This window comes from Mycobacterium sp. VKM Ac-1816D (assembly GCF_000416385.1).
In the GTDB taxonomy this organism is placed as follows: Bacteria; Actinomycetota; Actinomycetes; order Mycobacteriales; family Mycobacteriaceae; genus Mycobacterium; species Mycobacterium neoaurum_A.
Map to the genome: position 1 here is coordinate 230,454 of NZ_AOHQ01000144.1, position 12,428 is coordinate 242,881.

Annotated in this window: 12 protein-coding genes; 6 read left to right on the plus strand and 6 right to left on the minus strand. The window is 67.4% G+C overall.

Going from position 1 to position 12,428, the window contains the following annotated elements:
- The first annotated feature begins 6 nt into the window (after nucleotides 1-6).
- From G154_RS22935 to G154_RS22945, 3 genes are all read left to right on the plus strand, one after another.
- Nucleotides 7-1,197 (plus strand): acyl-CoA dehydrogenase family protein, encoded by a 1,191-nt coding sequence (locus G154_RS22935; RefSeq protein WP_019514532.1) that lies wholly within the window; start codon nucleotides 7-9, stop codon nucleotides 1,195-1,197.
- On the plus strand, nucleotides 1,181-1,879 hold the full coding sequence (locus G154_RS22940) for a GntR family transcriptional regulator (protein WP_019514533.1): 699 nt from the start codon (nucleotides 1,181-1,183) through the stop codon (nucleotides 1,877-1,879). The genes G154_RS22935 and G154_RS22940 overlap by 17 nt, the downstream gene beginning before the upstream one ends.
- A gap of 110 nt (nucleotides 1,880-1,989) precedes the next feature.
- The gene (locus G154_RS22945) at nucleotides 1,990-3,033 is read left to right on the plus strand and encodes a TIGR03857 family LLM class F420-dependent oxidoreductase (protein WP_023985530.1); all 1,044 of its coding nucleotides are present in this window, start codon (nucleotides 1,990-1,992) and stop codon (nucleotides 3,031-3,033) included.
- 54 nt (nucleotides 3,034-3,087) lie between these two features.
- On the opposite strand, the gene G154_RS26140 is transcribed toward G154_RS22945, so the two are convergent.
- Genes G154_RS26140 through G154_RS22955 form a run of 3 tightly spaced genes read right to left on the minus strand, consistent with a single transcriptional unit; the run spans nucleotide 3,088 to nucleotide 7,080 of the window.
- Nucleotides 3,088-3,225: a CstA-like transporter-associated (seleno)protein gene (locus G154_RS26140; protein WP_019514535.1), complete on the minus strand. Its 138-nt coding sequence runs from the start codon at nucleotides 3,223-3,225 to the stop codon at nucleotides 3,088-3,090.
- On the minus strand, nucleotides 3,225-5,513 hold the full coding sequence (locus G154_RS22950; RefSeq protein WP_019514536.1) for a carbon starvation CstA family protein: 2,289 nt from the start codon (nucleotides 5,511-5,513) through the stop codon (nucleotides 3,225-3,227). The genes G154_RS26140 and G154_RS22950 overlap by 1 nt, the downstream gene beginning before the upstream one ends.
- A 46-nt stretch (nucleotides 5,514-5,559) precedes the next feature.
- Entirely contained in the window at nucleotides 5,560-7,080 is a 1,521-nt protein-coding gene (locus G154_RS22955) for an ATP-dependent DNA ligase (protein WP_019514537.1), read from the minus strand.
- Nucleotides 7,081-7,228: 148 nt separating this feature from the next.
- Between G154_RS22955 and G154_RS22960 the strand changes: the two genes are divergently transcribed.
- Both G154_RS22960 and G154_RS22965 read left to right on the plus strand, forming a co-directional pair.
- Nucleotides 7,229-7,669 (plus strand): pyridoxamine 5'-phosphate oxidase family protein, encoded by a 441-nt coding sequence (locus G154_RS22960; protein WP_031601415.1) that lies wholly within the window; start codon nucleotides 7,229-7,231, stop codon nucleotides 7,667-7,669.
- 13 nt (nucleotides 7,670-7,682) lie between these two features.
- On the plus strand, nucleotides 7,683-8,357 hold the full coding sequence (locus G154_RS22965; protein WP_023985531.1) for a response regulator transcription factor: 675 nt from the start codon (nucleotides 7,683-7,685) through the stop codon (nucleotides 8,355-8,357).
- On the opposite strand, the gene G154_RS22970 is transcribed toward G154_RS22965, so the two are convergent.
- From G154_RS22970 to G154_RS22980, 3 genes are all read right to left on the minus strand, one after another.
- Complete coding sequence (locus G154_RS22970; RefSeq protein WP_019514540.1) at nucleotides 8,331-9,305, minus strand: hypothetical protein; 975 nt, start codon at nucleotides 9,303-9,305, stop codon at nucleotides 8,331-8,333. The genes G154_RS22965 and G154_RS22970 overlap by 27 nt on opposite strands.
- Nucleotides 9,306-9,367: 62 nt before the next feature.
- Nucleotides 9,368-10,900, minus strand: coding sequence for a molybdopterin-dependent oxidoreductase (locus tag G154_RS22975; protein ID WP_019514541.1), 1,533 nt, complete (start codon nucleotides 10,898-10,900; stop codon nucleotides 9,368-9,370).
- Between the two features lie 64 nt (nucleotides 10,901-10,964).
- Entirely contained in the window at nucleotides 10,965-11,714 is a 750-nt protein-coding gene (locus G154_RS22980) for a sulfite exporter TauE/SafE family protein (RefSeq protein WP_023985533.1), read from the minus strand.
- A gap of 200 nt (nucleotides 11,715-11,914) precedes the next feature.
- Here G154_RS22980 and G154_RS22985 point away from each other — a divergent pair, with 200 nt between their 5' ends.
- Complete coding sequence (locus tag G154_RS22985) at nucleotides 11,915-12,379, plus strand: hypothetical protein (protein ID WP_019514543.1); 465 nt, start codon at nucleotides 11,915-11,917, stop codon at nucleotides 12,377-12,379.
- Nucleotides 12,380-12,428: the final 49 nt, after the last annotated feature.

The following is a 12,428-nucleotide window of genomic DNA, read 5'->3' on the forward strand; positions in this document are numbered from 1 at the left end:
TCGCCCATGACTAAGCTCGCTCAGACCGCCGGACTGACCGACGTCCAGGCCGAGATCATCGCCACCGTGCGCCAATTCGTGGACAGGGAGATCATCCCGAACGCGCAGGAACTCGAGCACGCGGACACCTATCCGCAGCACATCGTCGACCAGATGCGGGAGATGGGTCTGTTCGGCCTGATGATCCCCGAGGAGTACGGCGGGCTGGGGGAGTCGCTGCTGACCTACGCGCTGTGCGTGGAAGAACTGGCCCGCGGCTGGATGAGTGTGTCCGGCGTCATCAACACACACTTCATCGTCGCCTATATGATCCGCCAGCACGGTACCGAAGCCCAGAAACAGCGGTATCTCCCGCGGATGGCGACCGGAGAGGTCCGTGGGGCATTCTCCATGTCCGAGCCCGAGCTCGGTTCGGATGTGGCCGCCATCCGCACCAGGGGTGTGCGCGACGGGGACGACTACGTGATCACCGGGCAGAAGATGTGGCTGACCAACGGCGGCAGCTCGACGCTGGTGGCCGCATTGGTGAAAACCGACGAGGGAGCCGATAAGCCGCACCGCAACCTGACGGCCTTCCTCATCGAGAAGCCGGCCGGCTTCGGAGAGGTGATCCCCGGACTGACCATCCCTGGCAAGATCGACAAACTCGGCTACAAGGGCATCGACACCACCGAACTGATCTTCGACGGCTACCGGGCTTCGGCCGATGATGTGCTGGGTGCGGCGCCGGGCCGCGGTTTCGTCCAGATGATGGACGGTATCGAAGTCGGCCGAGTGAACGTGTCGGCGCGGGCCTGCGGTGTCGGGATCCGGGCCTTCGAGCTGGCGATACGCTATGCCCAGCAACGAGAGACGTTCGGTACACCGATCGCGGGGCACCAAGCCATCGCCTTCCAGCTCGCCGAGATGGCGACCAAGGTCGAGGCGGCGCATCTGATGATGGTCAATGCCGCCCGGCTCAAGGACTCGGGCGAGCGAAACGACGTGGCCGCCGGCATGGCCAAGTATCTGGCCAGCGAGTTCTGCGCCGAAGTGACCCAGCAGAGCTTCCGGATCCACGGCGGCTACGGCTATTCCAAGGAGTATGAGATCGAACGGCTGATGCGCGACGCTCCGTTCCTGCTGATCGGTGAGGGCACCAGCGAAATCCAGAAGACCATCATCAGCAAGAATCTGCTCGATGAGTATCGGCTCTGACGAACCTGGGTTCGTCGCCCGGCCTCAGCTGTCCGACGATGTCGCGCGGGTGGTACGGAGACGGATCTTCGAGGGCACCTACCCGGCCGGTGAATACCTGCGCCTGGACCAGCTGGCCGTCGACCTCGGCATCAGCGTCACCCCGGTGCGGGAAGCGCTGTTGAACCTGCGCGCCGAGGGGCTGCTTGTCCAGCATCCACGGCGCGGATTCATGGTCGTAAGGTTCACCGCCCGCGATCTCGCCGATGTCGCCGACGTGCAGGCCTACGTCGGCGGTGAACTTGCGGCGCGGGCAGCCGAAAACATCAGTGCCGAACAACTTTCGGAACTGAAGGCCATTCAGGACAACCTGGAACGTGCCTACCGGGACGCCGACCCGGACCGCGCCGTGCGGCTCAACCACGAGTACCACCGGCTGATCAACGTCGCCGCCGACTCGCCGAAGCTCACCCAGTTCATGTCCGGTATCACCCGGTATCAGCCCGAATCGGTGTTCCCGACCTTGGAGGGGTGGCCGGCGCAGTCCATCAGGGACCACCGTCGGCTGATCGACGCGCTGGAGCGCCGTGATCCGGATGCTGCCCGGCGGGCGATCGCGGAACATTTCACCGTCGGTGTGGCGCCCTTGACCGAGCACCTGATCGCACGCGGCGTCATCGCCAAGGAGTCAGAGGGCGGCTGAGTGTCTTCGGCGTTGTCGGCCGACCGATCACCGAGGTGTGGGATTGTGCTTACCAACAAGGAGGTTGGGTGTGACGCGGTTGGAAGTGACGTGGTTGGGTGTGGCTGAATATGCCTAGGTCATTGGACGAACTTGGCTACTACCTGCTGGCCGGTGCCGGTGGCGAAGGTCCCGCCACCCTGGTCGACGAGGCCCGGCGCGGTGAGGAACTGGGGTTCGGTACCGGCTTCATCTCCGAGCGCTGGAACGTCAAGGAAGCGTCGTCGTTGACCGGCGCGGCGTTGGCGGTGACGAGCCGGATGCAGATCGCCACTGCCGCCACCAATCACAACACCAGGCATCCGCTGATCACCGGATCGTGGGCCACGACCATGCACCGGTTGTCCGGCGGCCGGTTCACCTTGGGCCTGGGCAGGGGAATCGCCGCGCTGTACGGCGCCTTCGGGGTGCCGGCGGTGACCACCGCGCAGATGGAAGACTTCGCCGCGGTGATGCGCCGACTCTGGCACGGCGAGCTGATCTTCGACCATGACGGGCCGATCGGACGGTATCCACTGCTGTTCCTCGATGCGGACTTCCGCGAGGACATCAGGCTGGCCATCGTCGCCTTCGGGCCGCAGACCCTTGCGTTGGGCGGGCGCGCCTTCGACGACGTCATCCTGCACACGTATTTCACGCCGGAGACGCTGCAGCGCGCAGTCAAGACGGTCAAGGATGCCGCCGAGCGGGCCGGCCGAGACCCGGCGAGCGTACGGGTGTGGTCGTGTTTCGCGACCGTCGGCGATCACCTGCCCGAAGAGCTGCGGCTCAAGAAGACCGTGGCGCGTTTGGCTACCTATCTGCAGGGCTACGGAGACCTGCTGGTGAGCACCAACGGCTGGGATCCCGCTGTGCTGCAGCGCTTTCGCGAGGACACCGTGGTGCAATCCATCGGTGGCGGCATCGATCACAAGGCGACGGCCGAGCAGATCGAACACATCGCCACCTTGATTCCGGACGAGTGGCTGGAGCCGTCGGCGACCGGAACGGCCCAACAGTGCGTCGACCGGGTCCGCAAGGAGTTCGACTACGGTGCCGATGCGGTGATCATGCACGGCGCGACGCCGGATGAGCTGGCCCCGATCGTGCAGGCCTACCGAGCCGCGTCGTCGTGATGTGAGGAGTCTGCGCCGCACTCATCGCGGCCGGGACTCCTCAGATCGCAGTGCTCAGCAGCAGCGCGACTGCGGATTGGACTCGGTGGCCGCATGCCGCATCCGCCAGTACTGCCGCTCGGTCGGCACCGGCGCCCCGGGATGCCGAAGCGCGAGATGCTCGACGTAGCGGCGGTAGTGATTATCGCCCATCAATGATGACCAGTACCAACCGATCTGGCGTGCGACGGTGCGAGCTCGTCCCATTCTTTCTGCACCTCCTTCTCGGCATCGGTGGCGAGGAGTCCGGACGGCGCGAAGATGCGGGAGGGCACCGCGTCGTCCTCGGTGAGCGGACGACCCGCGCCGCGGATCGACCTGAGCGCCATGACGACGCCTGCGGCGACCACGATGATCACCAGGACCGCGAAGACGATCGAGAGCGTGCCCTGGATGAACGTGTTGCGGATGACGGCATCGATCTGACCGGCGTCCTTCGCGGCACCGAACGCCGTCTTGCCGGCGTCCTTGGCGTCGCGGTACTGGAAATGCTGCGTCCAGTAGCCGACCTTCGGGTCGCCGGAGAAGATCTTCTGCCAGGACGCCGTCATGGTCACCACGAGATCCCAGGCCAGCGGAATGCCGGGTATCCACGCCCATTTGAGCAGTCCGCGCTTGATGATCACCACCGTGACGACGGTCAGCGCGATGGCCGCCAACAACTGGTTGGCGATGCCGAACAGTGGGAAGAGCGTGTTGATGCCGCCGAGTGGGTCGGTGACACCCATCAGCAGGATGCTGCCCCAGGCGAGCACCACGACCAGACTGCAGATCCAGGCGCCGACCCGCCAACTGGGGTTCTGCAGCTTCTTGAGCGGCCCGCCGAGGTTGCCCAGCGCATCCGACAGCATGAAGCGGGCCACCCGGGTCCCGGCGTCGACGGTGGTGAGGATGAACAGGGCCTCGAACATGATCGCGAAGTGGTACCAGAACGCCTTGAGGCTCTGTCCGCCGAAGACCTGGTGCAGCACCTCGGACATGCCGAAAGCCAGCGTCGGGGCGCCGCCGGTGCGCGACACGATCGACTCTTCGCCGACGCTCTGGGCGGCACCGGTGATCTCCTCGGCGGTGATATCGGCCCCGGACAAGCCGAGTCCGTTGACGTAATCGGCCGCGGTTTGGGCGGTGGCACCGGTAGACGCGGCCGGCGCGTTCATGACGAAGTACAGGTGCTGGTTGAGGATTGCGGCGGTGATGAGCGCCATGATCGCGACGAACGACTCGGTGAGCATGCCGCCGTAGCCGATCAGGCGCATCTGGCTTTCCTTCTCCAGCAGCTTCGGCGTGGTGCCGGAGGAGATCAGCGCGTGGAAGCCCGATAGTGCGCCGCAGGCGATGGTGATGAACAGGAACGGGAACAGGGAACCGGCGAACACGGGTCCGGTACCGCTGGTGGCGAATGACGATATCGCCGGTGCCTCCATGATCGGGCGGGCGACCAGGATGCCCACTGCGAGCAGGGCAATGGTGCCGACCTTCATGAATGTCGAGAGGTAGTCGCGCGGGGCCAGCAGCAACCACACCGGGAGCACCGAGGCGGCCAGGCCGTAGATGATGATGCACCACGACAGCGTCACCTTGGACAGGGTGAACCAGTCGGTGCCCCATTGTGTTTCGGCCACCCACCCGCCGGACACGACCGCGAGCAGCAGCAGTGCCACACCGATCAGCGATACCTCAGATACCCGGCCGGGCCGCAGGAACCGCAGGTACAGGCCCATGAAGATGGCGATCGGGATGGTCATGGCGATGGAGAAGACGCCCCACGGGCTCTCGGCCAGCGCATTCACCACGACCAGCGCCAGGACCGCCAGCAGTATCACCATGATGACCAGCACGCCGACGATCGCCGCGGCGCCGCCCACCACGCCGAGTTCGTCCTTGGCCATCTGTCCCAGTGACCTGCCCCGCCTGCGCACCGAGATCGACAGCACCAGGTAGTCCTGCACGCACCCGGCGACCAACGCGCCGATGATGATCCAGATGGTGCCCGGCAGATAACCCATCTGCATGGCCAGCACCGGACCGACCAGCGGACCGGCGCCGGCGATGGCGGCGAAGTGGTGGCCGAACAGCACCCGCCGGTCGGTGGGCATGTAGTCGGTGCCGTTCTCGAACACCTCGGCGGGGGTGGCGTGATCGTCGCGCGGTATGACGATCTTCATCTCGATGAGACGGGCGTAGAAGCGGTAACCGATGACATAGGTGCACACCGCTGCGATGACGAACCAGACCGCGTTCACTGTTTCGCCACGGAAGAAGGCGATGATCGCCCACGCGAGCGCGCCCAGCACCGCCACCGCCGCGAAGATGATCTTGTGCTTGGTGGTGATCGGGGAGCGATCGACGATCGCCACCGGCGGCAGGTTCGTGTCGGTTCGGACGTAGGTGATGTCGCCGCGGGTGTCCTCGGTCAGATCGGGGGCAGTCGGTGATCCCATGGGGTCGATCCTTGCACCGCGTCAGGACGACGTTGGGGACTTTCCCTCAACCGCTGCGTTCGAACAGTTCACGCACGGTGTGCACCGTGTCGGCCTGCGCGGCGGGCTTGTCGTCCCGGTAGCGCACGACGCGCGCGAACCGCAGGGCCATCCCAGCCGGGTAGCGCGAGGACGCCTGGACACCGTCGATCGCGATCTCGACGACCTGCTCGGGCCGCACCCGCACCACGCCGCCGTCGGTGCCCTCGACCGCCAGCTCGGTGAAGCGCCTCGTCTGCCAGGCCAGCATCTCGTCGGTCATTCCCTTGAATGTCTTGCCCAACATCACGAATTCGCCGGTGTCCGGGTCGCGGGCACCGAGATGAATGTTGGACAACGTGCCGGTGCGCCGCCCGGAGCCCCATTCGACCGCCAGCACCACCAGATCCAGGGTGTGCACCGGCTTGACCTTCAACCAGCCGGACCCGCGGCGGCCCGCCTCATACGGTGCGCGCGGCGCCTTGGCCATCACACCCTCATGGCCCGCGGCCAGCGTCGTCTCCAGGAACGCGTGCGCGGCGGCCGGGTCGGTGGTGACCAGTCGCTGCATCCGTTGCGCCGCCGGCACCACCTCATCCAGCGCGGCCATCCGGTCGGTCAGCGGCAGATCCAACAGATCGACACCATCGCGGTGCAGCAGATCGAAGAAGAACACCGACAGCGGCTCCGCACGCGCGGCCGCCGAGCGGCTGCCGAAGCGGGAAGCGGTCACCTGGAAGCGATGCGGACGCCCGTCGGGCCGCAGCGCGATGGCTTCGGCATCGGCGATGAGGTCGGTGACCGGCAGCGCGAGCGCGGCGTCGACCACCTCGGGCAACCGCTCGGTGACATCGTCGAGCGTCCGGGTGTAGATCGTGACCCGGTCTCCGGCGCGGTGGATCTGCACCCGCGCGCCGTCCAGCTTCGTCTCGAAGGCGGCCTCGCCGTCAAGTTTGTCCAGAGCCTCGGCGACACCTGTCGCCGTTTGGGCCAGCATGGGGGAGACCGGCCGTCCGACGCGCAGGGTGAAGCGGCCGATATCGCCATCGGTGATCGCCGAGACCGCGACCGCGGAAAGATCCCCGGCCAGCATGGCGGCGCGGCGGACCGCCGCGGCGGGTAAGCCGGCGGCCTTGGCGACCGCATCGGCCATCACTCCGGCGAGCGCGCCCTGGCGCAGCTCCCCGGACAACAACCTACGCAGGAATTGCTGTTCGGTCTCGGTGGCGGCGGCGAACAGGTCCAGCACCCGCTGGGCCCGCCGCCCCTTGGACCCCTTTCCTGCGATGTCTTTGATCTCGGTCAGCATGGCGTGCACCGCGGCGACGGTCAGCGTGGCATCGCCGGCCGGTGGGGGCAGATCGCGCAGACCCGCCCACCCGACGCCGATCTGGCGCTGGGGCAGTTCGCCGGACAACCAGGTCACCACGACGGAGATCTCATCCGGGTCTACGCGTCGCAGTGCTGCGGCGACCAAGCCGACCTTGGCCGTCCGCGACGATGTCGCACCGATATCGTCCGACGCGGCGGCGATCTCTGCGAGTTGCACGGTCCCAGGCTGCCATCCGGTACCGACAGGTCAGCGAGCCGATCGGCAGCGGTGGTCGGACCGATGACATAAGGCCCTGTTCGCGGGCAGTGTCGCCGAGCGACAATGCTCGTGGCAGCCGGGCGGCTGCCACGAGGAGGTGGCCACGATGTCGCACAGTCAGTCCCACGCCCAGCAACTCGACGTTCTCAACCGCAGGCAGTGCCTGGACCGGTTACAACAGGTCCGCGTCGGCCGGTTGGTGTTCACCGAAGACGGCCTTCCGGCGATCCACCCGGTCAACTTCCGGCTTTGGCAGGAGGATGTGGTCTTCCGGGTCGCCGGCGGGGCGAAGCTGGCGGCCGCCGCCACCCATCAGGCGGTGGCGTTCGAGGCCGATGAACTCGATCCGGATCTGCGCAGCGGGTGGAGCGTCACCGTGGTCGGCACCGCGGAGCCGATCACCGCGATCGACGACCTGGTCGAGGTCGCGGGCACATTCGTCGAACCGTGGGTGCAGGGCCGGCGCGATCATTTCATCCGGATCAGGACCGAGCGGATCACCGGCAGACAGATCCTCGACGACACCGGCCCGCAGTACCGGCCATGATGGGGCCATGCCCGTGGTGAAGGTATTTCTGGTCGACGACCATGAGGTCGTCCGGCGTGGACTGATCGACCTGCTCGGCTCCGATCCCGACCTCGAGGTTGTGGGGGAGGCGGGCACGGTCGCCGAGGCGCTCGCCAGAATTCCTGCCGTGCGGCCCGAGGTCGCCGTGCTCGATGTCCGGTTACCCGATGGCAACGGCATCGAGCTGTGCCGCGATCTGCTCTCCGAGCTTCCCGATCTGCGCTGTCTGATGCTCACCTCGTTCACCTCCGACGAAGCCATGCTCGATGCCATCCTGGCCGGCGCCAGTGGATACGTCGTCAAGGACATCAAGGGCCTGGAACTGGCCAACGCCATCAAGGAGGTCGGGGCAGGTCGCTCGTTGCTCGACAATCGGGCCGCCGCGGCGCTGATGGCCAATCTGCGCGGTGCCGCCGAGCGTGCTGACCCGCTGACCGGGCTGACCGAGCAGGAGCGCACCCTGCTGCACCTGTTGTCCGAGGGCCTCACCAACCGCCAGATCGCGGCCAGGATGTTCCTCGCCGAGAAGACGGTGAAGAACTACGTGTCCAGGTTGCTTGCCAAGCTCGGGATGGAACGCCGCACGCAGGCAGCGGTTTTCGCGTCCAAGCTGGAATGGGGAGAGAGCGGGCGCGGCCGTTCAGCACTGCCACTCGACGACCGTTGACGTCGGCATACGCGGAGTGGCGGGCAAGGGGTCGGCGTTGACCGGCGCCCAGCCGATGCGCAACAGCATCTGCGGATGGCCGTGGTCGCCGAAGACGTCATCGCGCACCGCACTCCTGGTGGCGTCGATCTCCAGCGGCTCGGTCACCGGGCAGCTGGCCAGCCCGAGCGTGGTCGCGGTCAACAGGACGAGGCTGGTGGCCTCCCCGGCCCGCAACCGCGACAGCGGGTTGTCTTCCTTGGTGCCCAGGGCCAGGACGGCGGCGCCGTCCTCGGCCGGCCCGGTACCGGACTGCGCGAGCATCGGGCCGGCGAACACCCGTCCGGGAAGTGTCGCCCGTGGATCCGAGCGTGGGGTGTTGCGGGCGGGCACGCCTGCCAGTGATGCGTAACGTCCGCTCCAGGTGGACAATTCGGTCAGGTATGCATGATCGGTGGCGTGCTGTCGGACGGCGCGCGCGACGATCTCCTGAAGTTCGGGCAGGCGCTGCACCTGACGGAGCATCACCCCGGCCCGCGCGGCCCTGGCGCCCATCATGGCGATATCGGCGTCCGGCACGGTCCAGGCGCTGAACATGCGCCGGTCGGTGCGTCGGCACGGGATGGCCGCAGCCAGTGGCACATCCGATCCGGCGGCGAGGCCGGGCCGCATCGTCACGGCTGCCAGCAGATCGGGCCGATCGGGGTCAGGAAAGCGGTGCACCTCGGCCCGCCACCCCAGTGAGGCCAACGCGACGACCGCGTGGTGCAGCGCCGCTCCGCAGCTGAGCAAGAGGTCGCGGGAATCCGGATCAGCATGGGGTAGCGCGCGATCGGCATCGGCGAACAGCAACAACCGGTCCGGTCGGACCTGCCAGCGCCACGGCTGCGAATTGTGGATCGACGGGGCCCTCGTCGCCAGGGACAACACCGTTTCGACGGTTCGGCGATCCGGGGTGTTCGGGTCCATGAACCAAGACTGCGCGGGTGAAGCGGCAGGTAGTAGTGCCGAAAGTCCTCATCGCCCGGTCGTCAGGTCACCGCGAATTCGACGCTGGGCCAACCGGTCGCGCCGTCGGGTACGACGCCGGCGATATCCTCGGTCTGCACCGCCCCGGTGTTGTCGGTGGCGCGTACGGTGATGCGGTGCAGGCCGGGCTTTTCGGCCTTCCAGTCGAAGCTCCACAACCGCCAGGTGTCGTTCGAGTACGCCGCACCCAGGGTTGCCTGCTGCCAGGGCCCGTCGTCGACCCGGACCTCGACGCCGCGCACACCACGGTGCTGGGCCCACGCCACGCCGCCGAAGCGGACCGGCCCCGGTGCGACATCCTGGCCGATGCGGGGTACGTCGATCCGCGATTGTGTCTTGATCGGACCTCGTTCGGACCATCCGAGCGGTGTCCAATAGCCCTGTGCCCGATCGAATCTGGTCAACTCCAGATCTACGACCCATTTGGTGGCCGAGACATACCCGTAGAGGCCGGGGACGACGAGGCGGGCCGGATAGCCGTGTTCGATGGGCAAGGGTTGGCCGTTCATCGTTATCGCCAACAGCGAATCGCGATCATCGGTCATCGCCTCGGTGGGCGTGCCCGCGGTGAAACCGTCGCTCGAGGTGGACAGCACCATATCGGCGTCGGCATGCACTCCCGCCGCCGCCAGCAGGTCACGCACCCGGTAACCGGTCCAGACCGCGTTGCCGATCAGGTCACCGCCCACCGGGTTCGACACACATGCCAGGGTGACGACCTTCTCGATGAGCTCGAACTTCTCCAGGTCGGCGAAGGTGTAGGTCACCTCGCGGTCGACCATGCCGTGGATGCGTAACGCCCAGGCGTCGCGGTTGAGCTGGGGGACCGACAGCGCCGTGTCGATCCGGTAGAACTCGTCGTTGTCGGTGACGAATTCGGTGATGTCGACGCCGGCCGGCTGCACCTCAGGCGGGATGGGTGGTGCCGGCTTGGCCACCGGCGGCGGTGTGTAGGCCTGTCGGTCGCCGGCAGCCGAATGCACCCGCCGAGCCCACGCCGATCCGACGGCACTGCCCAGCACGCCGAGGCCCAGCAGCCCGAGAGCGGCCAGCGAGAGTCGGCGTCCGGGATCGGCGGCGGCCGATTCGTGTGCCGACCCGTCCTCCAATCTGCCGGAGGTCAGAAACCGCAGCGCGATGATGCCGGCGAGCCCGCCGACCACCGTCGGCACCATGTCCAGCGGGCGGGCGCCGGCCCGCGACAGGATGGCGACACAGCCGGCAACCGTGGCCGCGGTGAACATGATGCTGCCGATCGGTATTCGCCGGCGCTCCAGCACACCGGCCAGTGCCGCCAATACGGCGATCGCCACGAGCACCGCGACCGTCAGGAACAGCTTGTCCGCGGTCCCGAATGTCTGGATCGCCCATTCCTTCACCGCGCCCGGGGTGCGGTCGATGATCGTCGATCCGACCGCGGAGCGGGGATCGGCGGACGCCCCGAGCGGTACCGCGACGAGGGCGCTGACGCCCAGGGTCACCGCGGCCGCGGCGACACCACACAGGACACGCGTTCCGACTGGGATGGATGCCACCAGACCACGCTAGCCGAGCCGGCGTACTACGAGGCTCCGGCGAATACAGTCACGGCTCCGAGTTTCACAGGTAGGTGTCGTAGCCCAGTTTGACGGCCAATGCGATACCGGCGATCGCGATGCCCAGTCGCAGTGGGGTCGCCGGTGCCCGCCGCACCACCACGGGTCCCAGCCGTGCGCCGATCAGGCAGCCGACGCCCATGGCGCCCACTGCGGGCCAGTACACCGGTGCGAAGATCACGAACCCCACGGCGGCAACGGCATTGGCGACCCCCAGCACGACGTTCTTGATGGCGTTGGCCTCGGCAAGGCTCTCGGCGCCGGTCCGCAGGAACAGTGCCAGCAGCAGCACCCCCGCCGCGGCGCCGAAGAACCCGCCGTAGACGCAGATCAAGGCGACGGCCACCGCCTGGGCCGCGCCGCGTGCTCGGGTCGGTTCGGCCACCGGCCCCTTGCCGCGGGGCAGCGCGATCGCGACCGACGCGACCATCAGCAGCAGCGGAACGGCATTCTCGAAACCCTCCGCGGGTATCGAGAGCAGCAGCCATGCACCGGCCGCCCCGCCGAGCACCGCCATCGGCATGAGCCGCAGCAGGCGGCCGCGCTGCCCGGCGAGTTCGGGCAACGAGCCCGCCACCGAACCGACCCCGTTGAAGACCAGGCTCACGGTGTTGGTGACATTGGCCGAGACCGGCGGCAGGCCGATCAGCAACAGGGCGGGATAGGTCGACAGGGACGCCAACCCGGCGATACTGCCGATCAATCCGCCGCCGATGCCGGCGACGAACAGCAGCACCATCTCCCACCACGTCATCGGGCCATCGTCGACCAGAGCGGGCGCGTTGCCCAAACCGGGTTGCGCCCACCCGGTCGGCGGGTCTAACCTCGCTGTCGTGCATCGCATTCTCGTAGTAGCCAGTACCCGCAGCGGGGTCTGATCCAGACCGACCCCCCGCTGTGGGTCGGACGCTACTACCCGTCGGTCGCTCCTAACGAGTGCGAAGGCCGACACACATGAACTCCACCACCCTCATCGCGACCCCCCGCTTCGCCGATTTCTTCGACTCCCCGTTGCCGCGCGGACTTCGTGACCTGGCCGCGGAGATGAGCTGGGATGACGTGGCGGCAACCTTCGGATCCAGCGCCGGACCGGTCCGGTTGTTGACCTGGGACCGGGCTGACCGGGCATACGGCAGGCACACCCACACCTATACGGCCACCATCGCCGTCGGCGACCGGATCACCGCGTGCACGGCCACGGCCGCGGGCCCTCTCGGCGCGCTGACCGCGATGCTGCACGACTGCGGGATCAGGATCGAGATGCTGAATTTCCACCAGCTGCAGGCCGGCGGTCAGACCGCCACCTTCATCCGCAGCACCGCCGGGGTGGATGCGCAGTGGGCGATCGCCTGGTCGGAATGTCCGCACCAGTCGGCGCTGCGGGCCGTTGTCGCGTCGGCGAACCGACTGGCCGCCTGACGCGAACGGCCACCTGTCGCACGCGAATTGGCTTGTTGCGTGCGACAAG

What these genes read in the sequence shown, in the direction of transcription:
- G154_RS22935 (WP_019514532.1), top strand. Translation starts at nt 7, where the DNA reads ATGACTAAGCTCGCTCAGACCGCCGGACTGACCGACGTCCAGGCCGAG.
- G154_RS22940 (WP_019514533.1), top strand. Translation starts at nt 1,181, where the DNA reads ATGAGTATCGGCTCTGACGAACCTGGGTTCGTCGCCCGGCCTCAGCTG.
- G154_RS22945 (WP_023985530.1), top strand. Translation starts at nt 1,990, where the DNA reads ATGCCTAGGTCATTGGACGAACTTGGCTACTACCTGCTGGCCGGTGCC.
- G154_RS26140 (WP_019514535.1), bottom strand. Translation starts at nt 3,225, where the DNA reads ATGGGCGATAATCACTACCGCCGCTACGTCGAGCATCTCGCGCTTCGG.
- G154_RS22950 (WP_019514536.1), bottom strand. Translation starts at nt 5,513, where the DNA reads ATGGGATCACCGACTGCCCCCGATCTGACCGAGGACACCCGCGGCGAC.
- G154_RS22960 (WP_031601415.1), top strand. Translation starts at nt 7,229, where the DNA reads ATGTCGCACAGTCAGTCCCACGCCCAGCAACTCGACGTTCTCAACCGC.
- G154_RS22970 (WP_019514540.1), bottom strand. Translation starts at nt 9,305, where the DNA reads ATGGACCCGAACACCCCGGATCGCCGAACCGTCGAAACGGTGTTGTCC.
- G154_RS22980 (WP_023985533.1), bottom strand. Translation starts at nt 11,714, where the DNA reads ATGACGTGGTGGGAGATGGTGCTGCTGTTCGTCGCCGGCATCGGCGGC.
- G154_RS22985 (WP_019514543.1), top strand. Translation starts at nt 11,915, where the DNA reads ATGAACTCCACCACCCTCATCGCGACCCCCCGCTTCGCCGATTTCTTC.